This is a genomic window from Trinickia sp. (genome assembly GCF_051954495.1).
Taxonomy (GTDB): Bacteria; Pseudomonadota; Gammaproteobacteria; order Burkholderiales; family Burkholderiaceae; genus Trinickia.
In genome coordinates, this window is the sequence record NZ_JBQCHR010000171.1 from 1 (window position 1) to 20551 (window position 20551).

Sequence of the window (20551 nt, forward strand, 5' to 3'; positions counted from 1 at the left end):
CGAGTTCCTCGCGAAGCTCATCACCGCGGGCCGTGTGCCGCCCGGCGACGTCGGCAGGGTAGACCTTCGTGAGGCCGACATGGCCCGCGGCCATGGACGCGACGTTGTTGTTGAAGGTGCCCGCGTGCGGCAGCGCGTCGGGCCGGGATGGATCGAACAGAGCCATCACGTCGGACCGTCCGCCGAACGCGCCGAATGACGAGCCGCCGCCGATGTACTTGCCCAGCGTCGTGAGGTCCGGCTCGATGCCGAGCACCTCCTGCATCCCGCCCGGCGCCAGCCGCGAAGTCATCACTTCATCGAAAATCAACAGCGTGCCGTACTTCGAGGCAAGCGCGCCCAGTCCACACAGAAATTCCCGCTCGCCGCAAATGCAGCCGGCCGCGCCCAGCATCGGCTCGACGACGACGGCCGCCACTTCGTCAGGATGCGATTCGAAGAGGACCTGCACGCTCGCTAGATCGTTGTAGCTCGCGATCAATACGTCGTGTGGAACGTTGACGCGGCTGTTGCCTTTCGCAAACGTCAGCACGCCTCCGTGATACGCGCCGGCAAAAACGATCACCTTGTCGCGGCTCGTATGGACCCGTGCAGCCGAGATCGCCATGAGGTTCGCTTCGGTGCCCGAGTTCGTGAATCGCACCGCATCGACGGCCGGAAAGCGATCGCAAATCAAACGCGCAAGCTCCGACTCCAGCAGGTTGTGTCCGCTTAAATTGATCCCGGCATCGAGCGCACGCTCGATCGCTTCGCGGATGACGGCGTTCGAGTGGCCATAAAGGCCCGCCGTGAATTCCGCGATGAAGTCGACATACTCGTGCCCATCCGCGTCCCATAGGCGGCAACCCTCGCCACGAGTCATGGCCAGCGGAAATGGATCGTAAAACAGCACGGATCGCGTATTGCCGCCCGGCATGACTTGAGCGGCTTGTTTGTGCTGAAGCGCACTTCGCCGGTTGCGCGCCGTGTAACGCTCGACCGCGCGATCCAGTTCCTCGGTCAGCGCGGGGCTAGCTAAAGGACTGAGCCGTTCCATCTGCGTGTTTTGTCCATGGCGATCGCGACCGTTCCGCGAGGTTGTCCGATGCGGTCCAAGACAAAAGACCACGATTTATTGTACACCGAACAAGAGAATGCGCAAGTCGGCGGCGAAGAGGGCGTCGGAGCCGGTTGCCCGGTCTACAATGGCCCCTTGTTCAGCAGGCAATGACGTTTAGGCAACGAACCGACACATGACCACATCCGCTCGCAAAACGACTCGTACGGGGAAAGCTGCAGCTATCGGCAAGAGCCGAGGCACGGAAAAAGCGACCGATCGAGTTGATGCAAGGGGAGCTTCGGCGACACGCACACGCACCAAGAAAAGCGCCGCTACCAGCCCCGGGCTCAGCAAGGAAAAAATCGTCGCGGCGGCGATCGAGCAGATCGATCGCAACGGGCTCATGGGATTCAGCCTGCGCGATGTCGCGCGATCGCTCGGCGTCTATCCGTCGGCGGTGTATTGGCATGTTGCGACGCGCAACGACTTGCTCGCGTCGGTGGTCGAAGCAACGATGGTCGACGTCGCGCCCGAGCCCGACAAGCTGTCATGGCAGGATTGGCTAAGGGCGCTGTTTTCTCGGTGCCGCGCGGTGATACGTCGTCACCCGAACGTCGCGCAGCTCCTTGGCGGACAGCTCGTCGCCAACGCGAGTCTGAGCCCCGGCATGATCGACCGGATTCTGTCCGTGCTGGTGTCCGCCGGCTTCAAGGACGATCAGATCGTCGACATGTACAACGTCGTGATCGCTACCATGGTGGGCTTTTCTGCGCTCGAGTTCGCGTCGATGCCCACGGACGATCCGGCCGCATGGGCCGAGCAACTGCAGGAAAAGGTGCGTTCGATCCGGGCGCTCGAGTATCCGACGCTGGCGAGGTACCTGCCGGCGATGGCGAACAAGGCGTTCATCGTCCGCTGGCAGAACGGGACGGATGCCGCCATGGATGCCGGTTTCAAGGCATACGTCGACACCGCGATTGCCGGCATGGAGCGGATGCTGGCGCGGGGCAAGTGAGCGTCGACCCGACCGGTTGATCCGCACCAGAGTTCGGGTACGGTCCGTGCGAGCAGACATGTGCCCCTGTACCTCGGGGCTCACATCTATCCGCGAGGGCGAACCATGAACGAGCAAAAGCAGCAAGAGCCTGCCGATCCTGTCGAACGCGCCGACGCGCGTCGGACGCAACAGCAACAACAACGCGGCGACGTCAAAGTGACGCCCGAGGGTGTCGAGCAACGCAGCCACGGCAGTATCGACGCGACACAAACACCGAAAGGCAAGCCGCATCCCGAGAAGGGAGCGTACGAACCGGTGCACGACAAGGTCGTACCAGACACAGACCCCAATGCATCGCCGCGAGGTAAAGACAACCTTGGGGCGTGAGTGCGAACGGGCGTGCAGCGTGCTCGACCGAGGCGATCCTCCAGCGAGCGCTTCCTAGCACCTGGCTCTCTAATCCAGGGCGGCCCGCCCATCGAGACCCGGCAGCGTCGGAATATGTTCCGCCATGAACTGCAGGAAAACACGGGCCCTCAACGGTTGATATCTGCGCGACGGCGATATCAGGTGGACGGTATGCCGCGGAAGTTCCCATTTGGAGAGCAGCCGGACGAGTGCGCCGGCATCGATTAGATCCTGAACCAGCCATGCCGGCGCGCTACCCACGCCGGCGCCAGCCAGAAAACATTCGCGCAGCGAAAGCGAACTGTTGACGCTGTATCGCCCCTGGACCGGAACAACGATTCGCTCCCTGCCCTTGGCGAACTCGAGTTGAGGGCCGACAGCGGCGCGTGCATATCCGATATACCGGTGCGCAAGTAAATCCTCCGGTCTGCGAATGCGTGGCGAGCGTTTCACGTACTCGGGCGTGGCGACCAGCAATCGTGGAGACCATGCGATTTCACGCGCGATGGCGTTTGGAGGGAGGTCGCCGCCGATGCGGATGGCCACGTCGATGCCGTCGTCGACCAGATCGACGATGCGATCGGTCAGGTTCAATTCGACTTCGATCTCCGGATACGCTTCCAGAAACCGCAGTACCAGCGCGTTGAGACGTAGTTCGCCGAGCCCCATCGGCGCGCTCACCGTCAGCTTGCCGACCGGCCGTTGCGTCTGCCCTCGAATGTCGGCGACTGCGTCGGCATACTCTTCGAGTATCTGCCTGCACCGTTCGTAATAACGCCGCCCTTCTTCTGTCGGCGTGAGGCTCGTCGTCGTTCTCTGAAGCAGTCGAACGCCCAGTTCCTTTTCGATTGCGGAAATCATTTTGCTCATGGTCGGCTGGCCGATGTTCTCTTCCCTGGCAACCGCTGAAAGGCTGCCAAGCTCGACCGCACGCGCATACAAGCGCATCGACAGAAGTGTGTCCAATAGATTCCCCGGTGGAATGAGCTATATGCAAATCCGGCGCATTCTACATCGCTACGGAATGACGTAACGTGCAGCCACTGTCACTTCCGTTAGAGAGAAAACGATGGAATCCACCATGAATCCGATCCTCCGAGGCGCCCAAGTCGTCGTGTTCGGCGGCAGTTCGGGAATCGGCCTGGCGGCCGCTGCGGCCGCGAAAGCGCGCGGTGCTGAAGTGACGCTCGTCGGGCGAACCGCCTCGAAGCTCGAAGCCGCTGCGCGCGCGATCGGAGGCGCCCGCACGGCGGTTGCCGACATCGGAGATAGACACGCTGTCGAAGCGGCGTTTCAAACGATGACGCGCGTCGATCATCTCGTCGTCTGCGCCGGCAGTTTCATCACGGGCAAGCTCGCCGACAGCGATCCGGATCAGCTGCTGGCCGCACTGCACGAACGCATCGCCGGGCCCGTTTATGCCATCAAGGCCGCGTTGCCGTTGATGCCGTCCACGGGTTCGATCGTTCTGACGAGCGGGCAGCTTGCAGATCGCCCAACCGGGCAAGGCACGTCGGTCATCGCGGCCGCGGTGCGCGGCGTCGAGGCGCTTGCCCGGTCGCTTGCGCTCGAGCTCAGGCCGATTCGGGTCAATGCGATCTCGCCCGGGTTCGTGGATACCCCGTTGTTCGATGTTTTCGGCCCGGAAGACCGCGCCGCGCTATTCGCTCAGGTAAGCGCCGGCCTACCGGGTGGCCGCATCGGGCATCCGACGGAAGTGGGCGAGGCGATTGCGTTTCTGCTGGGCAACGGATACACGAATGCGGAAGTGCTGCATGTCGACGGGGGCGGGCGCTTCGTTTGATTCGGAGCGAGACTAGGGCGTCGCGAGCCATGAACCCGCCATGCCGCCCTGGCGACGGCGGCGTCATTCGGTACTAAGCGGCCCGCCTCCTCACGACACGCCCCGCGCGCCGCCCAATGTGAGCGCCGCCGGCAAACGTGACTTCGCCGTTGACGATAACGGCCTCGATACCCGCCGACTGCTGCGCGGGATCTTCATAGGTAGCGCGATCTCCCACGGTGGCTGCGTCGAACACCACGATGTCGGCGTACTGGCCGACTTCGATCGTGCCGCGCCGCTCGACCCCGAAGGTTTGCGCCGTGAGTCCCGTCATTTTCCAAATCGCCGTCTCCAGCGGAAAGAGGCTCAGCTCGCGGCAATATCGGCCAAGCACGCGCGAGAACGTGCCCCATAGCCGCGGATGCGGCTTTTCCCTGCTTGGCAGGCCATCCGAGCCGATCATCGTGTGCTCGAACGCCAAGATGCGCTGGACGTCCGCTTCGTCCATGCTGAAATAAATCGCACTGGCGGGCTGCAAGCGCTTCGACGCCTCCACGAGAGAAACGCCCCACGATGCCGCGATATCGGCAAGTTCGCGGCCCACCAACTCGGGATGCGACCCGCTCGATGCGATTTTCACGCGGCCTTGCAGACGCTTTTCGTCCTGGTGCAGCATCGTCGAACTCGCATCGTACGGGTAGCAATCGAGCCCGACGCATTGGCACTTCATCGCGGCTTCGATCAGGGGCAACGTCACGCGCGATTTTCCAAAGTTCTGTTCGCGCGCCAGCTTGTGATGCGATATGACCACGGGAACGCCGAGCGCCCGCCCGATTTCGAGAGTCTCCTCGATCGATTCGACACATCGATCGGCTTCGTCCCGCATATGCGTCACATAGATGCCGCCTTTCTCGGCAAGGGGCCTGCACACTTCCACGATCTCCCGCATCGTGGCCGCCGCGGCAGGGGGATAGTAAGTGCCCGTGGAAAGCCCGACCGCGCCGGCCTCCATCGCTTCCGACAACAGCGCGCGCATGGCCTCGATCTCGTCGGGCCGCGCCTCGCGATCGAGGGCATCCATCGCCGAGACGCGCAGCGTGGTGTGCCCCACCATCGGGATGACATTGACCGACGCAGGCGATCGATCGAGCGCAGCTAGGTAACCGGCGAAATGGGGAAACGAGGCACCCTCATGCGATTCGCGGCTGGCGATCAAACTCAGCGGCATGGGACGCGGCACATGATCGGCCAACGGCGCGGTGCTGACACCGCAGTTCCCTGTGACGACGCTCGTCACGCCCTGCGAAACCTTGGCCAGCATCAGCGGGTCGAGCAGCAGCGCGGCGTCGTCGTGCGTGTGCGAATCGATGAACCCCGGGGCGACGATCTTGCCCGAGGCGTCGATGACCCTGTCGGCGGACAAGTGCGACGCATCGCCGATAAAGACCACCTGATCGCCTGCAATACCGATGTCGGCATCGACCCGAGCCCGCTTCGTACCGTCGATCAAAGTTCCACCGCGGATCAGGAGGGAAAGTTTGGTGTCTACTTGCGCGGCCATGCGGTTCGTTTCCTTGGTGAGCTTGGTGGGGGAAGGTCCTTGCCTTCGACAATGTCGAATATTGCGCTGTCTGTCGCTGGCGTCTAATGATTTTCACTGCACTGCCGATAACCGCCGGTTATGAGCATCGCCATTTTTCCGCCTCTGGTATTTGGGTAGCGTAAAGTTGACGCCGAAGGCCAATCCCATCGACAAAGGAAGCGACGTGCGGCTACGACATATCGAAGTGTTCAGCGCCATCATTTCGACCGGCTCGGCTGCCGGCGCAGCCAAGTTGCTCCATATATCGCAGCCCGCGATCAGCAAGATCCTCAAGCATGCCGAGCAATCGCTGGGCTTTGCCTTGTTCATACGCGACAAGGGAAAGCTCGTGCCCACGCCGGAAGCCATCAGGCTTCGGCAAGAGCTTGCGCCGCTGGAAGACCAGTTGCGGCGCATTCGTCGCTTATCGACAACGCTGGCTCAAGGCGCCGTGCGCCCGTTGGCCGTTGCCGTCACGCCGGCGATCGCCTACAGCGTGCTGCCGCGGGCGATCGCCGCGTGGTCCAAGGCCTTTCCCGATGCGCAATGCGAACTCGAGGTGGCTCACACGCGCGAAATCGAGCATGCGCTGCTGCTCGGCGAAGCCGAATTGGGCCTGACGATGCGCCCGATTTCACACCCAAGCCTCGTCGCCACGCCTATTCTCGATTGCGAGCTGTGCGCCATCGCGCCGCTGGGCTGGTGGCCCGATGAGCTGCTGAGCCAACCGCTGCAGCCCGACGAACTCGCCGATACCCCGTTCATCTCCATCGACGCGGACGACTATCTGGGCGCGCTACTCGCAAGCTGGCTGGCGGACACGCCCGGAGTCGCGTCGCACATTTCCGTGCAAACGTATCCGCTCGCGCGAGCGCTCGTCGAAAACCGCGTGGGCGTCGCGCTCGTCGATTCGCTGACCGCCGAATCGACCGGCGATCGGCGAACTGTTCAGACTAGGCCTGTGGCGTCGGATCAGCCGTTGCACGTCTACGCCGTCACGGAGCGATCGCGGCCGCCTCTGAAGCCCGGCGAACGCCTTTTGCAGGCGCTACGCGAAGCCGGCCGCTGACGACACACTAGCGCTCACGCGTTCAATCTCCGGGGTAAAGCGCCTATAACCCGCGTCTATCGCGTCGATCTCTTTTGGCATTGGACGACTCTACCGGAAGCGCCCAACAATGCCGGAATGAACTTTCGACGGATGCGCGATATGCACGTATTGGTGTTGGGTGGCGGCGTGACCGGCCTTGCGACGGCCTGGTACCTTGCACGTGACGGGCACAAAGTCACGGTTGTGGAGCGAAACGCCGATGTCGCGCTGGAGAGCAGCTACGCAAATGGGGGGCAACTTTCGTACAGCTACGTGGCGCCGCTGGCCGGCCCCGGCGTCCTTTCCAAGTTGCCGTGGTGGCTGACGCAACGGCATTCGCCGGTGCGCTTCCGTCCGCGCGCCGACATCAACCAATGGCGATGGCTGCTGAAGTTCGTCCTGGCGTGCACCCATGCCCAAAGCGAACTCGCCACGCGCCGCCTGCTGACGCTGTCGTTCCTGAGCCGCGAACTGATGCAGGATTTGGTCGCCCACGAGTCCGCGCTGTCGTTCGATCATACGAATACGGGAAAACTCGTGGTGTACCGCAACGCCGAAACCTTTGAATCGGCTCGGAACCTCGTGCACTTTCAGCGCGCGCTCGGATGCGAGCAACAGGTATTCACGGCGAACGAATGCGCGCAGACGGAACCTTCCTTGAGCGGGCTAGCGCCAAAATTGGCGGGTGGCATCTTCACCCCGAGCGAAGAGACGGCCGACTGCTATAAGTTTTGTGTTGCGCTGGCCGGCCTGCTCAGGTCCAGAAACGTTCAATTCATGCTTGGGACGCAGGTCACCGCATTGCGTGCGGACGCAGCGTGCCGCCCGGCGCGCATTTCCGTTCAGGCAAACGGGCAAGCGATAGAGGCCGACCATGTCGTCTTGTGCGCGGGGACGGCCAGCGCCGACTTGCTAGAGCCGCTGGGCGTCAGAATCCCGATCTATCCGCTCAAGGGATACAGCCTCACCGGCCAAATTCGCGGACGCGACACCGCCCCGCGCGTGAGCGTCACCGACTTCGATCGTAAGGTCGTCTATGCGCGCCTGGGCGATCGGCTTCGCGTCGCCGGCATGGCCGACATCACCGGCCGCGACGCCCGGCCCGATCCCGCGAGAATCGAATCGCTGAGGGCGGAAGCCGCGCAAGCGTTCCCCGACGCCGTCGACTACGACCGCGCGGATGCATGGTGCGGTTTGCGGCCGGCAACGCCCACGAGCACGCCGATCATCGGCTCGGCCGGCTTCGCCAATCTCTGGTTGAATCTCGGTCAAGGCGCGCTGGGTTTTACACTGGCCTTGGCAAGCGGCTTACTCGTCAGCGAACTCGTCGGAGGGCGCAAGCCTTCCGTGCCGCTCGATGGTTTTCAGTTGCCCACTTAGGGCGCCGCCCCCCCGCCATCCCGATCAGAGGAACCCATGTAAATGTCGCACGATCGCTCCTCGCAACAAGCCTCGAATCGTGATGTCCCCTACGACGTCGCCGAAAAATCGGTGCAGCAGCTGCATGCCGCGCTCGCCTCGGGGCAAGTGACGGCTCGACAACTCGTGCAGGGCTACATCGACAGAATTCGAGCGTTCGATCAAGACGGGCCCAAGCTCAACGCGGTCGTCGTTCTGAACCCGTCCGCCTTCGATGACGCGCAAGCGCTCGACGCCGAGCGCCGCGCGAAAGGCATGCGCGGGCCGCTTCACGGCATTCCCATTCTCGTCAAAGACAATATCGACGTGGCGGGCCTGCCGACTTCCGGCGGCTCTCTGGCGTTTGCGAACCTCTGCCCCGAGACAGACGCCTTTCTCGTGCAAAGGCTACGCTCTGCAGGGGCGATCATATTGGGCAAGACGACGATGCACGAATTGGCCGCGGGCGTCACCAATGTCTCATCGTTGACCGGCTTTACACGCAACCCCTACGACCTGCGTCGCGTGCCCGGCGGATCGAGCGGCGGCACGGCGGTGGCCGTCGCGGCCAGTTTTGCCGCTTTCGGCATCGGCAGCGACACATGCGGGTCGCTGCGCCTTCCGGCGTCGTGTCAGTCGCTCTACACGCTGCGGTTATCGCGCGGTTTGGCCAGCCGTTCCGGAATGATGCCGCTTTCGACGACACAGGACATCCCTGGGCCGCTCGCGCGAACGGTCGCCGATCTTGCCATCGCCCTCGACGCCATGGTGGGCAGCGATCCCGCTGATGCATCGACGGCCGGCGCCCAGATGCATATTCCTCGTTCGTACTTCGCCGGCATTCGCGCCAACGCATTGGCGGGACTCAGGATCGGAGTGCTGTCGAAACTGTTCGGACGCGCGGCGGACGAAGACGAAGTGTCAGAGCTGACCCGCCAAGCCTTGAGTCAGATGCAGGCGCTTGGCGCGCAATTGATCGACGTCGACATCCCCGACCTCGAGCCCCTTATGCGGGCGAGCAACGTCATCGCCCACGAGTTTCGTTTTGCCTTGGCCGGCTACCTGGATCGCCACCCCGCTTCGACGATTCGCTCGCTAGGCGACGTTATCGCCGCCGGCTTACATCACGAGCAACTCGATGCTGTGCTGAAAGCCAGAAATGCAACGCAAGACGCCGACAGCGAAGCGTATCGGCAGGCCGTTGCGCAGCAAGCGAAGCTGCGCGACATCGTTGAAACGTGCATGGCGCAGCATGGGGTGGGCGTTCTGGCCTACCCGGCATTGCGACGCAAACCGACGCTGCTCGGGGAGATACTACCGGCGGAGAATAGCCAACTCGGGCCGGGCACGGGACTGCCTTCCATCGTGATGCCCGCCGGTTGGACGCGCGACGCGCTGCCGGTCGGCATCGAACTCATGGGCCCGCTCTACGCCGAGCAAGACTTGCTCAGCTATGCCAGCCAGTGGGAATCGCAGGCATGGACGCGTTCGCCGCCCTACAGCACGCCGTCTCTGCACACGTTTTCGTCATCGCATCGAACGATCCGCGAATGCGTAGAACTACGCGAGCGAAACGTCGATGAAGCAGCCGTATGCGTCGACTACACGCTGGATGCGCTGACAGCCGAACTACGTTACGAGATCTCGGCGAATGAGATCCTCGCCGATCGCCTGATTGCCGTCACGGTCCACGCCGTACAGGACCAATCGATCGGCCCTGTGTTCGCGAACCTGCTCGTGCGAGGCGAGCGGCACAGAGTCGACACGCTTACGCTCGCACCCCATCACCTAGCGCGTTGGGTGCGAGGCGATGTCGTCTTGCGGCTGACTACGACCAGCGGAACGCACGCGGCTGTGAGCGTGCGGTCCGGCATGGCCGGGCAAGCGCGGAACGAGAAGCCGAATTCAGGTTCGCGGAGCCCATAACACACGTTTATAGGCAACCGCCATATCGTCAATTGCTTGGTCATATTGGCGCGCGCACATTGAAAGCTTGGCTCCGGTCGAAATCGATTCGACCGGTCCGGAGAACCAAGCCATTAGGAGTCGACATGGAGACATCAACGTTGAGTACACAACACTGGCGCAAGTTCGCGCTGATCGCCGTCATATTCGTGGCTTGGGTAGTCGCGTACGCCGACCGCATCGTCATTAGCACGGCGGTGATCCCCATTGCACACGAATTTGGACTGAACGACCAGGAGCGCGGATACGTCCTCGGCGCGTTCTACTTTACCTATGCGTTCATGCAACTCGGCGGAGGTTGGCTGGCCGACCGGTACGGCGCGAAGCGCGTGCTGACCGCTTGCATCGTGATGTGGTCGATCTTCACGGCGCTGACCGGCATGTCCTGGTCGTTCGCGTCGCTCGTCATCATTCGGTTGCTGTTCGGGATCGGCGAAGGCGGCTTCGCGCCGGCCAATGCGGTCGCCATCGCGGAGAATTTTCAGAAGCAGGAGCGCGGCCGCGTGCAATCGTTGATGTCCAGCACCGTATTCCTCGGCAATGCGGCCGGGTCCATCTTCGTCGCCGCCGTCATTGCCGCGTATGGCTGGCGTTGGACGTTTCCGGCACTGGGGGTATGCGGCGTGGCGGTCGCTGCTGCGTTCGTCTTCATGCTCAAACCGCGCGCGCACGTTCGCAGTCCCCGTCCGGCTGCCCAAAGCCGGTCACACTACCTGGAACTACTGCGCAATCCCATGACGTGGCGCGTTGGCCTGATCTGGTTCTGCAGCAGCACGCTGTTCCTCGGGCTTCAATCGTGGATGCCGTCGTATTTGCTGAAGGTGCGAGGCATCGACATTCAACACATCGGCATTGCTTCGATGATCCCGTATATCGCGGCGTTCTTCGCCACCAATACCGTCGGCCATGTCATCGATAAGGCCGGCGCGCACCGCTCGAAGCCGCTGATGGCGTGCGGCGCGCTGCTGTGCGCCCTGTTTCTCATCCTGATGATGACGACGTCCTCGCTACCGTTGCTCGTGCTTTATTGGACGCTGTGCATTTGCGCCTTCACCATGGTCTATGCCACCGTTTTCACCGTTCCGCTCAAGTATTTTCCGAACGACAAGGTGGGCAGCGCGACGGGGCTCATCAACTTCGGCGGTCAAATGGCGGGGTTTATCGCGCCGGTGATCATGGGGCACTTGATCGGAGCCTTCAACGGCTCGTACGTGGGGGCCTTCTCGTACCTCGTGCTATCCGCTGCAATCGCCTGCGTGATCGCTTGCACGTTGAAGACGCCGAACACGAACCAAGATCCCGCGCATGTGGCGCTGGCGAATTCTTGAGGGCGCGCTGGAACGGGCGATCAAGCATTCGCGCTTCCGTTACCGATCCACGAATAGCGGTCGATATCGGTTCGCGAGGCCCATCCTTGCCGGTCCCAAAACGAGTGCGCGAGCGCATTCGTCTTCAGAACGTCGACATGGCTCTTGACGATTCCGATTGCTTGCAGTTCACCTAAACATCTCTTGACCAGCGCATTGGCGATACCTTTTCGGCGATGCGCTGGCTGGACGACGAGATGCTGCAGATAGCCGCGGCGGCCGTCATGCCCCGACATGAGACACCCCACGATTTCGTCGCCGATCTTCGCAACGAAGCTCAGCCCTGGATTGCGCTCTAGATATCGTCGCGTGGCATCGCGCGAGTCGGCGTCTCGAACGGTAATGCCCGGCGTTCGCTTCATCAGTTGGATGACGCCATCGTAGTCTTCCATGGTCATCGATCTGATCTCGAACATCTCTTCTCCTGGGAATTCGCGGTGCCGTTTCAGTTCAACGTGGCGTTGCTGGAACCAATCCGTACTTCGACATCACCGCCATCAGCTTGGCGCGGTCCGGAGGCTCGCTCGTATTGACGATCGCCCCGACGTCGCGGAAATACTGGGCCCCAATGTCGGGCGTCAAAACGATCAATGCACGAGCCGTATCGCCGTGCGGATTGCTGAATTGATGCACCGACCCGCGCGGGGAGTGCATCCACTGCCCTCGGGTCAGGTCGCGGGCTACCCCGTCGACAGCATACCGAAGCGTACCCTCCAGCACATACACGCACTCCTCATTATGGGTATGGCTGTGCGGCGGAGGAACGAGCGCCCCCGGCGGCACCGTCAACTCGAACACACCTACCCCCCCCGTTTCGGCTCCATCGATCAGATACTGAATCGTCAGACGACCGACCGCGATCGGCTCGCTGATGGCAGCGTTGTCATGAATCATTTGAGTTCCCTCCCGCTCGAGGATTTGCATCGATCGCAACAGTACGAGTGTAGGACGGAGAACTGGAGTTTTCAGCGGTCATACAATCCGGCAAGCCTCATTGCACGAGCGCAGGGCCCGGGGCCGGATCTAGTACGCCAGACAGGACGATGTTCCGCCCGCCCGCAAGGTCTCATGCGTCAAATGGGGGCTCGCCATGCCTCTGATTTAGCGCTCAGTCGACGATGAACAGCTTCGCCCCCGTCTTTGTGGACGAACGATGGGGCTCCGCGTTGTCGCCAACCTGGTAGCTCATGCCGGGCGTCAAAACGAATCTGCGTCCATCCTCGAGCGTCGTTTCGAGTTCGCCTTCCAGGCAGAAAAGAACGTGTCCTTTTTGGCACCAGTGATCCGCGACGTAGCCAGGCGTGTATTCGACCATTCGTACGCGGATTTCATTCGGCTTCTCGCCATAGAACTGCGTACGCCAATATGCCATGCCGGTGTCGCCCGCGTGCTCCGTTCTTTCGACATCCGCCCACTTCGTCGTGCCGAAGGCAAAAGGGTTCATTTTCATGGTTTGTCGGTTCCTGTTTGAGTCGGGCTTCCGTTGCCGGGGGGCGATCGATAGCCGAGATCCGAATATCATCTTCGCCATATAACGCGGCAACGTGGCCGAATCATCGCAGATTCTTGCGTCCACGGGCCTTAATCCGTTCTTAAGCTGGACACGGTACGCTTGTCGTACTTCCACGTGGCATTCCGAGTGTGGCTAAGCTTACCTCAGCCATATGCAAGCGTGCCTGCGAACGCGACATCGAGATCGTAAAGAAAGGCCCATGATCCAAACAATCGAAGCATTGAATCAAGCGATTTTCCTTCGAATCAACGCCACGCCGGCTACGCCGTCTTGGCTGATCGAATTGGGCTTGCTGGTTGCCAACTACGCAATCTGGATTGTACCGGCCACACTCGCCTGCCTATGGCTAGTGGCGGACGACGAGGGACGCGAAGGCGCCGTGCGCGCGTGCGTCGTCGGCTTTGCCGCGCTCGGCGTCAATCAGTTGATCGGAATGGCTTGGTATCACCCTCGCCCGTTCGCGATCGGTTTGGGGCATACGTTCTTGGCGCATGCGCCGGATTCCTCGTTTCCGAGCGATCACGTCACGCTGCTCTCGGCCATGTCGTTCACGTTCCTCTACTGCGGGATGCGACGGCTAGGCGCGGCCATGCTGGCCGTCGATATCGCGGTGGCGTGGTCGCGCATCTTTGTCGGCGTGCACTTTCCGTTCGATATGGTGGGCGCGGCTATCGTCGCGTGGGCCACGTATTTCCTCAGCACGGCGATCTGGCGTGCATGGGGATCGGCATTTACGCGCATGTGCGTTGCGGTATATCGCAAGACGTTCGCCTGGCCCATCGCGCAGGGGTGGCTGCGACCGTAAGCGGCTACTGCCGTCACCCGCGCGGCTATCCGGCCGAGCGCTTGCGTGGCTGCCCCGCACGACTGCTATGCACCTCGTGTTCGGGATGCGCATCGAGCAGTTTGCGCACGACGCCATTGGTCCAGCCGAAGCCGTCCTGCAAGGGATATTCCCCGCCATCGCCGCCGCGCGTCGCGTCGACGTCGCGGTGCAACGCGTATTTCTCGACGAGCTTGAACTCGCGCTCATAGACCGCCGCCACCGTGGCGAGCCAGCGGTGACCGATCTCTCGCCCGAGCGTTTGCTCCCCGTAGCGAATCAACCCGCGCGCCGCCATCCATTGCAGCGGAGCCCAGCCGTTGGACCGATCCCATTGCTGCGGGCTCGCTTGCTCGGTCGTTCTCACGCCGCCGGCCGCCAACAACCGCGACTCGAGCGCTCGCGCCGAGCGGTGCGCCTGCTCGCGCGACGCCAGCCCGACATAGAGCGGCACCGCGAGCGCGGCGCTCAGTCCGTCGCGCTGAATGCCGAGCTGCCAGTCGTAGTCGACGAACGCACCGTCCTTCTCGCTCCAAAGGTAGCGATCGATTGCGCCACGCCGCGCAGCGGCCCGATTGCCGAATGCATCGGCCGTGGCGGCATCGCCATGCGCACGGGCGAGCTTTTCGATCTGTGTTTCGAGCTTGTAGAGGAAGCTGTTCAAATCGATCGGCAGTATCGCCGTCGTTCGGATCGTCGAGAGGTCGTTCGGATCGGCAAGCCAGCGCGAGCTGAAGTCCCAGCCCGACTCCGCACCTGCTCGCAGGTCGCGATAGACCTCCCCCTTCGCGCGCGCACTGAGCGCCGCCGTCTCGACATCTTCGACGTATCCCTCGTCGCGCGGCGTGTCGCGCTCATCCCAGTAGCGGTTCAGCAGCGCGCCATCGGGCAGCCGCACGACATGTCGAGCCGCTTCGCCGGGCGCCAAGCCTTCGGCGCCTTCCATCCAGTAAGCGTGCTCGCGCTTCAATTGCGGCAGATATCGGAGTGCCGGCTGAACGCCGTGCGTCTCGAACAAATCGACCATCAACGCGAATACCGGCGGCTGCGAGCGGCTCAAGTAATACGTTCGATTGCCGTTGGGAATATGTCCGTAATGATCGACCAAGAACGCGAAGTTATCGGCCATGCTGCGCAGCAGATGGCGCCGTCCGCTTTCGGCGAGGCCAAGCATCGTGAAGTAGGAGTCCCAGTAGTACATCTCGCTGAAACGTCCTCCGGGCACAACGTAGTCGTGCGGTAGGGGCAACAGCGAGCTGTGCGCCGGATGGTGTCGAGGCTCACGCCTCAACACCGGCCACAACGCGTCGATGTGCGCGGCGAGCGTCTGGCTCGTATCCGCCACGTAGTGCTCCGCAGGCGCGCGTTCGTGCTTGAAATGCCGCGTCACGAAGTCTTTCAAGTCGAAACCGGGCAGCGCGTGACCGGCGCGATAACGTCGCATGATCTCGACGGGAGCCGTGAGCGGCACGCAATCGGTGAACGATTTGCTGTCGTCGAATACGCGCCCCATCTGCACGGCGACGAAGAGTTCTTGATAGCGGTCGGCCGGCGTCAGTACGTCGGCGGGGGCGACGTGCCCTACGTCGGGCGCCGCGCCCCCGGTTGCCAACATCTTGTCGGCTGCGACTGTCATGCTCATTGTTCAGCGTAGTTCCACAGTAAGCCGCCATCGACATAGAGCGTCGTGCCCGTAATATAGTCGGCCTCATCCGACGCCAAGAACAACACCGCATTGGCGACATCGAGCGGTTTGCCCAAGCGCTTGAGAGGGATGTTGCCGAGCAGCGCGTTGAGCTGCGTGGGATTATGCAGCAACCGGTCGTTGATCGACGTACCGATCGCACCGGGCGCCACGTTATTGACCGTGATGCCGAGCGGCGCAAGCTCGATTGCAAGGTTGCGCATCATCATCTTCATGCCGCCTTTACTGGCGCAATAACTCGTGAAATGCGGGAACGGCAATTCTTCGTGCACGGAGCTGATGTTGACGATGCGGCCACCGCGCTGCGTATCGCGCAAATGGCTAACGAAGGCTTGCGTGATGAAGAATGCGCCTTTCAAATTGATGTCGAGGACTCGATCGTAGTCCTCTTCGGTGACATCGAGAAACGACGCATTGTGCTCCACGCCTGCATTGTTGACGAGCACGTCGACGCTACCCATCTGCTTGACTGCTTCTTCGATCAGCCGGCGACCGGCTTGCGCGATGCTTACGTCAGCCGCCACGATACATCCGTCGCTGCCGGCGGCTCGCACGTCGGCCAAAGTCTGCTCGGCTCGGTTGTCGTCGTGCAGATCGTTGACGATGACCTTCGCGCCCTCCTGCGCCAAGCGCACGGCAACGGCGCGACCGATGCCCTGCCCCGCGCCGGTCACGAGCGCGATCTTTCCTTGCAATCTCATTGCTTTCTCCATACTGACTCCTTTGATTTGGGCAATGGGCGGATGTCGTTCTTTGCAAAGGAAAGCAATTCGCAGGCCTAGCGGCTTTGGCGAGGCCTGATTTCACCCGTACGCTACTGGATGAACACGTTTGCAGCAGCGTCGACAATGACGGGAAAGTCATGCAGTGCGCACCACGCTTTCAGTTGGATATAAAGCGAATTCCAGCTTCATTGCAATGCGGTCGCCGATCCCGGCGAGGTGGGCCCGCGTTTCGCACGACCCAGGAGTAGCATCGCCAGGCCGAGCATGATGCCAACGTCCGCAACATTAAATATGCCCGTTCTGACGTGCCCGATTCCGATGTTCAGGAAATCGAAAACCCGGCCATCGTAGATACAGCGATCGAGCAAATTGCTTAGCCCGCCACCGAGAATACACGCGATCGCAATGACTTCGACACGACCCAGCTTGGACGAGCGCAAGAGCCATATGAGCAGGCCGACCAGAATTGCCAGAACACCGTATATGAAAATGAAGTTGCGCGTCGAATCTGACATTTCAGCGCCAAGGCTAAGGAAGGCGCCGTGGTTATAGGTGGGCAAAACCAGGAGGCTTCCGGCGAAAAAAGATACTACATCGCCAGGCGTCAATATTTGCTTGAAGAACGCCTTCGTCAGCTGATCGACGATGATCCAGGCAAGCGCGCAAAATAGCGCAGTGGCAATTCTGTGTTTCGTCGTCATTCGAGAACGGGTCCGTAGACTGACAGGACCACATTCTAACCATCGATGGATGCCGGGCGCGAAAAAGGGGAAATTGTTCACGATTCTCGTCGGCGTGGTCGAACGGCGCCTCATGGACGAATCTCGCCGTCCGCGTTCCATCCTTTGCTTTCCCGATAAAGGCTGCGATTAAAGATCGCCGCGTACTTCTCCGGTGCCCAGTTCGCTCCGCTGCCGATTGACCTCTGCCCACAGCTCATCGCTATCGTCGTTGCGAAGCACGACCACCCAATCCAGTTGTTCGCCGGTCACGCCGAAGTAATCGAGGATCTCCTTGCGGACGGCATCGATGAACTGCGCGAACTCCGGGGTTGCTTGGGCCTGCGCATGCAAGGCGTCGTATTCCATATCGTCCGCGCCGCCGCCGTGCTCGTCGATGTAGCGCGTGATCCACTGGTCCTGCTCGTGGTCGTAGTCAGCCTCGGCGCGCATCGCCTGCACTGCGGTGTTGAAATCCAGTTGGGCAAACGCCGCGATCGCCACCGTTGTTGCCTCGTCGAATGTGCTCGTCATTCTCTATGTCCCATGTTGGCCGTCGCATATCATCGCACGGGCCGCGGGCGGCCGGGTGCGGGTATCGGGAGCGCGAGAATACCGGGCGGAAGACGATGGCTTTCGAATTTTAGCGGGCGACATCTCCCGCAGATGCGCTGGGCCCGCAGACGCGGGCCCGAGACGCCCTCCCGTTCAGGCGAGATTCGCCTTATCCAGCCCGTACGCCTTGTCGGCAGAGCCAGGCACGGCCTTGAATGCGATGCTCGCGCGGTTCCACCCATTGATGGCGATCACTTGGAACGTCAGGTCGGACAGTTCCTTCTCCGAGAACTGCGTTCGAACCTGCTCGTAGATATCGTCGGGCACGCCATGCTCGGGCAGCTTGGTCAGCACTTCGGCCCATGCGAGCGCGGCGCGTTCGCGTGGCGCGAAGAGGGTCGATTCGCGCCAGATCGCGACATGATGCAAGCGCAGTTCGCGCTCACCATGGATACGCGCCTCCTTGACATGCATGTCGACGCAGAAGCCACAGCCGTTGATCTGCGATGCGCGCAGCGTGACGAGATCACGGATCGATTGCTCAATTGCGCTCTCCTGCAGCTGATTGTTGAATTCCAGAAACGTCCTGAACAGTTCCGGCGACTGCTGAATGTAGTTGATGCGCTGCGTCATGATTTCTCCTGGGGACGATGGGAGAACATCCGCGCCTCGCGAACGCTCCCGGCGGCAATGCGCCGCGTGGAGTCATAGTACGGACGCCCTGCATTTTGGAGTAGATAGGCGAACGGACTCACGGTGTTGCCGGCGCCGCACCAATCGGCGATAGCGAGGCTCTGCACCAGCGCATCGGCCCGTGCGGTGAGTTCGCCCAGGAGCTGCCGATCCGCTGGCTGCTTCAGGTCGAGCGCGAGGCTCTCCTTCGAGCGGTTGGTCCATGACGAGTCTCGCTGCTATTCGAGTTATGCTTTGGCCACCCTAGCCAATCGATCTTCGGAACCGCGCGCCCGACCGCTTCCGAGGCGAATCAGTAGGAACGGGGCAGTTGCAACACGTGCTCGGCCACGTGCCCGAGAATCATGTTCGTGGAAATGGGCGCCACCTGGTACAAGCGCGTTTCGCGAAACTTGCGCTCCACGTCGTACTCACACGCAAAACCGAAGCCACCGTGTGTCTGCAGGCATGCGTTAGCCGCCTCCCAACTCGCCTTTGCGGCCAAATACTTGGCCATATTGGCATCCACCCCGGCGTTCTCGCGCGCATCGATCTTCTCGCACGCACGCCAGCGCATCAGGTTTGCCGCTTCCAGTTCGATGAACGACTCCGCAAGCGGGAACTGGATACCCTGGTTTTGCCCGATCGCACGACCGAACACCTTGCGTTCATTCGCATAGTCGCGCGCCTTTTCCAGGAACCAGTAACCATCGCCGATGCACTCCGCAGCGATCAGAGTGCGCTCGGCATTCAGGCCGTCGAAGATCACCTTCAGCCCCTTGCCCTCGGCGCCGAGCAGCGCATCCTCGGGCAGCTCCAGGTTGTCGAAAAAAAGCTCGTTGGTCTCGTGGTTGACCATGTTGAGGATGGGACGAACCGTAAGGCCGTTGCCGATTGCCTTATCCAACTCGACGATGAAGCACGACAAACCGTCACTTTTCTTCTCCACCTGTTCGAGCGGCGTGGTGCGCGCGAGCAGAATCAGCAGGTCGCTGTGCTGTACGCGTGAGATCCAGACTTTTTGCCCGTTGACCACCCACCGGCCGTCACGCTTCACTGCCGTGGTCTTGAGCTTCGTCGTATCGCTGCCCGTGGTCGGTTCGGTGACGCCCATCGACTGAACACGCAACTCACCCGATGCAATGCGCGGCAAATAGCGCTGCTTCTGCGCCTTCGTTCCGCTGAACACGATGGTGTTCATTATGTACATCTGGCCGTGGCAGGCTCCGGCGTTTCCGCCCGAGCGGTTGATCTCTTCCATGATGACCGACGCCTCTGCCATAGACAGGCCGGGACCGTCGTATTCCTGCGGAATCAGCGCCGCCAGCCAGCCGGCTTTGGTGAGTGCATTGACGAACTCTTCAGGGTAGCCGCGCGCCTCGTCGATCTTGCGGTGATATTCGGGAGGGAACTGATTACACAGATCGCGTACGGCATCGCGGATTTCCTGGTAAGGGCCGGGGGCAGAAAAAATCGATGCGCTCATCAATCAGTCCAGTAACATGGATGGATTGATCCATCATAGATTTTGATGGTGAGTCCGTGAAATAGAATTTCGTGATCGATGTATCACCCTTCGGTATCGGGAGCAGCGATGGACCTCAAACAATTACGCGCCTTTGTCACCGTGGCCGAAACGGGAAACGTCACACGTGCATCCAGTCTACTGAACCTCGTGCAGCCGGCCGTGTCGCGCCAATTGCGGCTGCTGGAGGAAGACATGGGCACCGAGTTGTTCGACCGCAGCCGGCACGGCATGCAGCTCACATCTTCGGGGAAGACGATGCTCGAATATGCGCGCCGCATTCTCAACGAGGTTGCGCGCGCAAAGGCCGAGATCCAGCCGACGGACGGTCCTGTCGCGGGGATCGTCAGCATCGGACTGCTCGCCAGCACGGCTGATTTGCTGGCCACCATGCTCGCGCGCGAGGTCGCCCAGCGCTTCCCGGGTATCCGCCTGCGTCTGACCATTGGGTACGCGGGGCACTTGCAGGACTGGCTCGAAGAAGGCGATGTGGACGCCGCGCTGCTTTACGGACAGAAAGAAACACCCGCTCTGCACGTGAAAGCACTGCTGGAGGAAAGTTTGTGGGTATTGGCTGAGCCGTCCGCGCGGCTGTCGCGAAAGCGGCCTGTCAGCTTCTCGCGCGTCGCGCGTCAGCCGTTCATCCTGCCCGCGGCGCCACAGGGGCTGAGGGGCGTCATCGAAC

At 61.7% G+C, this 20551-nt stretch carries 21 protein-coding genes and 1 pseudogene; 9 read left to right on the forward strand and 13 right to left on the reverse strand.

Going from position 1 to position 20551, the window contains the following annotated elements:
* Nucleotides 1-1036: aspartate aminotransferase family protein (locus ACTHNR_RS24055; RefSeq protein WP_440550875.1), on the reverse strand; the 1036-nt coding region annotated here is incomplete at its 3' end.
* Between the two features lie 196 nt (nt 1037-1232).
* Between ACTHNR_RS24055 and ACTHNR_RS24060 the strand changes: the two genes are divergently transcribed.
* Together ACTHNR_RS24060 and ACTHNR_RS24065 are read left to right on the forward strand one after the other, a co-directional pair.
* The gene (locus tag ACTHNR_RS24060) at nt 1233-2054 is read left to right on the forward strand and encodes a TetR/AcrR family transcriptional regulator (protein WP_440550877.1); all 822 of its coding nucleotides are present in this window, start codon (nt 1233-1235) and stop codon (nt 2052-2054) included.
* Between the two features lie 105 nt (nt 2055-2159).
* The gene (locus ACTHNR_RS24065; protein ID WP_440550878.1) at nt 2160-2423 is read left to right on the forward strand and encodes a hypothetical protein; all 264 of its coding nucleotides are present in this window, start codon (nt 2160-2162) and stop codon (nt 2421-2423) included.
* A 69-nt stretch (nt 2424-2492) separates the two neighbouring features.
* On the opposite strand, the gene ACTHNR_RS24070 is transcribed toward ACTHNR_RS24065, so the two are convergent.
* Nucleotides 2493-3410, reverse strand: coding sequence for a LysR family transcriptional regulator (locus ACTHNR_RS24070; protein WP_440550880.1), 918 nt, complete (start codon nt 3408-3410; stop codon nt 2493-2495).
* A 115-nt stretch (nt 3411-3525) separates the two neighbouring features.
* On the opposite strand from ACTHNR_RS24070, the gene ACTHNR_RS24075 reads away from it, so the two are divergent.
* The gene (locus ACTHNR_RS24075) at nt 3526-4248 is read left to right on the forward strand and encodes an SDR family oxidoreductase (RefSeq protein ID WP_440550882.1); all 723 of its coding nucleotides are present in this window, start codon (nt 3526-3528) and stop codon (nt 4246-4248) included.
* A 73-nt stretch (nt 4249-4321) separates the two neighbouring features.
* Here the strand turns inward: ACTHNR_RS24075 and ACTHNR_RS24080 are convergent, their stop codons facing one another.
* Complete coding sequence (locus ACTHNR_RS24080) at nt 4322-5788, reverse strand: N-acyl-D-amino-acid deacylase family protein (protein ID WP_440550883.1); 1467 nt, start codon at nt 5786-5788, stop codon at nt 4322-4324.
* 205 nt (nt 5789-5993) lie between these two features.
* Here ACTHNR_RS24080 and ACTHNR_RS24085 point away from each other — a divergent pair, with 205 nt between their 5' ends.
* The 4 genes from ACTHNR_RS24085 (at nt 5994) to ACTHNR_RS24100 (ending at nt 11590) form a co-directional block, all read left to right on the forward strand.
* Nucleotides 5994-6878: a LysR family transcriptional regulator gene (locus ACTHNR_RS24085; RefSeq protein WP_440550885.1), complete on the forward strand. Its 885-nt coding sequence runs from the start codon at nt 5994-5996 to the stop codon at nt 6876-6878.
* A 117-nt stretch (nt 6879-6995) separates the two neighbouring features.
* On the forward strand, nt 6996-8279 hold the full coding sequence (locus ACTHNR_RS24090; protein WP_440550886.1) for a D-amino acid dehydrogenase: 1284 nt from the start codon (nt 6996-6998) through the stop codon (nt 8277-8279).
* A 42-nt stretch (nt 8280-8321) separates the two neighbouring features.
* Nucleotides 8322-10223: an amidase gene (locus ACTHNR_RS24095; RefSeq protein ID WP_440550888.1), complete on the forward strand. Its 1902-nt coding sequence runs from the start codon at nt 8322-8324 to the stop codon at nt 10221-10223.
* 125 nt (nt 10224-10348) lie between these two features.
* Nucleotides 10349-11590 carry an MFS transporter gene (locus ACTHNR_RS24100; RefSeq protein WP_440550890.1) on the forward strand — a complete coding sequence of 414 codons (1242 nt, stop codon included), beginning with the start codon at nt 10349-10351 and terminating at the stop codon, nt 11588-11590.
* A 20-nt stretch (nt 11591-11610) separates the two neighbouring features.
* On the opposite strand, the gene ACTHNR_RS24105 is transcribed toward ACTHNR_RS24100, so the two are convergent.
* From ACTHNR_RS24105 to ACTHNR_RS24115, 3 genes are all read right to left on the reverse strand, one after another.
* The gene (locus ACTHNR_RS24105) at nt 11611-12045 is read right to left on the reverse strand and encodes a GNAT family N-acetyltransferase (protein ID WP_440550892.1); all 435 of its coding nucleotides are present in this window, start codon (nt 12043-12045) and stop codon (nt 11611-11613) included.
* Between the two features lie 34 nt (nt 12046-12079).
* Nucleotides 12080-12523: a cupin domain-containing protein gene (locus tag ACTHNR_RS24110; RefSeq protein ID WP_440550893.1), complete on the reverse strand. Its 444-nt coding sequence runs from the start codon at nt 12521-12523 to the stop codon at nt 12080-12082.
* A gap of 214 nt (nt 12524-12737) precedes the next feature.
* Complete coding sequence (locus tag ACTHNR_RS24115) at nt 12738-13079, reverse strand: DHCW motif cupin fold protein (protein ID WP_440550895.1); 342 nt, start codon at nt 13077-13079, stop codon at nt 12738-12740.
* A 265-nt stretch (nt 13080-13344) separates the two neighbouring features.
* Between ACTHNR_RS24115 and ACTHNR_RS24120 the strand changes: the two genes are divergently transcribed.
* Nucleotides 13345-13947, forward strand: coding sequence for a phosphatase PAP2 family protein (locus ACTHNR_RS24120; RefSeq protein ID WP_440550906.1), 603 nt, complete (start codon nt 13345-13347; stop codon nt 13945-13947).
* Between the two features lie 25 nt (nt 13948-13972).
* On the opposite strand, the gene treF is transcribed toward ACTHNR_RS24120, so the two are convergent.
* The 7 genes and pseudogenes from treF to ACTHNR_RS24155 all read right to left on the reverse strand — a co-directional run bounded on the left by treF (nt 13973) and on the right by ACTHNR_RS24155 (nt 19827).
* Nucleotides 13973-15607: an alpha,alpha-trehalase TreF gene (gene treF, locus ACTHNR_RS24125; protein WP_440550897.1), complete on the reverse strand. Its 1635-nt coding sequence runs from the start codon at nt 15605-15607 to the stop codon at nt 13973-13975.
* A complete protein-coding gene (locus tag ACTHNR_RS24130; protein WP_440550898.1) occupies nt 15604-16371 on the reverse strand; it encodes an SDR family NAD(P)-dependent oxidoreductase in 768 nt (255 codons plus the stop codon). Before ACTHNR_RS24130 ends, treF begins: the two co-directional genes overlap by 4 nt.
* Before the next feature lie 209 nt (nt 16372-16580).
* Nucleotides 16581-17096 carry a signal peptidase II gene (gene lspA / locus ACTHNR_RS24135; protein WP_440550900.1) on the reverse strand — a complete coding sequence of 172 codons (516 nt, stop codon included), beginning with the start codon at nt 17094-17096 and terminating at the stop codon, nt 16581-16583.
* A gap of 168 nt (nt 17097-17264) precedes the next feature.
* Nucleotides 17265-17648 carry an ATP-dependent protease gene (locus ACTHNR_RS24140; RefSeq protein WP_440550901.1) on the reverse strand — a complete coding sequence of 128 codons (384 nt, stop codon included), beginning with the start codon at nt 17646-17648 and terminating at the stop codon, nt 17265-17267.
* Nucleotides 17649-17822: 174 nt separating this feature from the next.
* Nucleotides 17823-18302, reverse strand: coding sequence for a carboxymuconolactone decarboxylase family protein (locus tag ACTHNR_RS24145; RefSeq protein WP_440550903.1), 480 nt, complete (start codon nt 18300-18302; stop codon nt 17823-17825).
* A gap of 152 nt (nt 18303-18454) precedes the next feature.
* A pseudogene (locus ACTHNR_RS24150) lies at nt 18455-18565 on the reverse strand (CoA transferase); the annotation flags it as partial.
* A gap of 89 nt (nt 18566-18654) precedes the next feature.
* Nucleotides 18655-19827: an acyl-CoA dehydrogenase family protein gene (locus ACTHNR_RS24155; RefSeq protein WP_440550904.1), complete on the reverse strand. Its 1173-nt coding sequence runs from the start codon at nt 19825-19827 to the stop codon at nt 18655-18657.
* Between the two features lie 108 nt (nt 19828-19935).
* Between ACTHNR_RS24155 and ACTHNR_RS24160 the strand changes: the two genes are divergently transcribed.
* A partial coding sequence (locus ACTHNR_RS24160; RefSeq protein ID WP_440550905.1) for a LysR family transcriptional regulator occupies nt 19936-20551 on the forward strand: 616 nt, incomplete at its 3' end.

Excerpts from the sequence above, each read along its gene's own strand:
- ACTHNR_RS24075 (WP_440550882.1), top strand. The coding sequence starts at position 3,526 with ATGAATCCGATCCTCCGAGGCGCCCAAGTCGTCGTGTTCGGCGGCAGT.
- ACTHNR_RS24115 (WP_440550895.1), bottom strand. The coding sequence starts at position 13,079 with ATGAAAATGAACCCTTTTGCCTTCGGCACGACGAAGTGGGCGGATGTC.
- lspA (WP_440550900.1), bottom strand. The coding sequence starts at position 17,096 with ATGACGACGAAACACAGAATTGCCACTGCGCTATTTTGCGCGCTTGCC.
- ACTHNR_RS24105 (WP_440550892.1), bottom strand. The coding sequence starts at position 12,045 with ATGTTCGAGATCAGATCGATGACCATGGAAGACTACGATGGCGTCATC.
- ACTHNR_RS24140 (WP_440550901.1), bottom strand. The coding sequence starts at position 17,648 with ATGACGAGCACATTCGACGAGGCAACAACGGTGGCGATCGCGGCGTTT.
- ACTHNR_RS24100 (WP_440550890.1), top strand. The coding sequence starts at position 10,349 with ATGGAGACATCAACGTTGAGTACACAACACTGGCGCAAGTTCGCGCTG.
- ACTHNR_RS24095 (WP_440550888.1), top strand. The coding sequence starts at position 8,322 with ATGTCGCACGATCGCTCCTCGCAACAAGCCTCGAATCGTGATGTCCCC.
- ACTHNR_RS24110 (WP_440550893.1), bottom strand. The coding sequence starts at position 12,523 with ATGATTCATGACAACGCTGCCATCAGCGAGCCGATCGCGGTCGGTCGT.
- ACTHNR_RS24090 (WP_440550886.1), top strand. The coding sequence starts at position 6,996 with ATGAACTTTCGACGGATGCGCGATATGCACGTATTGGTGTTGGGTGGC.
- ACTHNR_RS24080 (WP_440550883.1), bottom strand. The coding sequence starts at position 5,788 with ATGGCCGCGCAAGTAGACACCAAACTTTCCCTCCTGATCCGCGGTGGA.
- treF (WP_440550897.1), bottom strand. The coding sequence starts at position 15,607 with ATGAGCATGACAGTCGCAGCCGACAAGATGTTGGCAACCGGGGGCGCG.
- ACTHNR_RS24145 (WP_440550903.1), bottom strand. The coding sequence starts at position 18,302 with ATGACGCAGCGCATCAACTACATTCAGCAGTCGCCGGAACTGTTCAGG.
- ACTHNR_RS24065 (WP_440550878.1), top strand. The coding sequence starts at position 2,160 with ATGAACGAGCAAAAGCAGCAAGAGCCTGCCGATCCTGTCGAACGCGCC.
- ACTHNR_RS24060 (WP_440550877.1), top strand. The coding sequence starts at position 1,233 with ATGACCACATCCGCTCGCAAAACGACTCGTACGGGGAAAGCTGCAGCT.
- ACTHNR_RS24155 (WP_440550904.1), bottom strand. The coding sequence starts at position 19,827 with ATGAGCGCATCGATTTTTTCTGCCCCCGGCCCTTACCAGGAAATCCGC.
- ACTHNR_RS24130 (WP_440550898.1), bottom strand. The coding sequence starts at position 16,371 with ATGAGATTGCAAGGAAAGATCGCGCTCGTGACCGGCGCGGGGCAGGGC.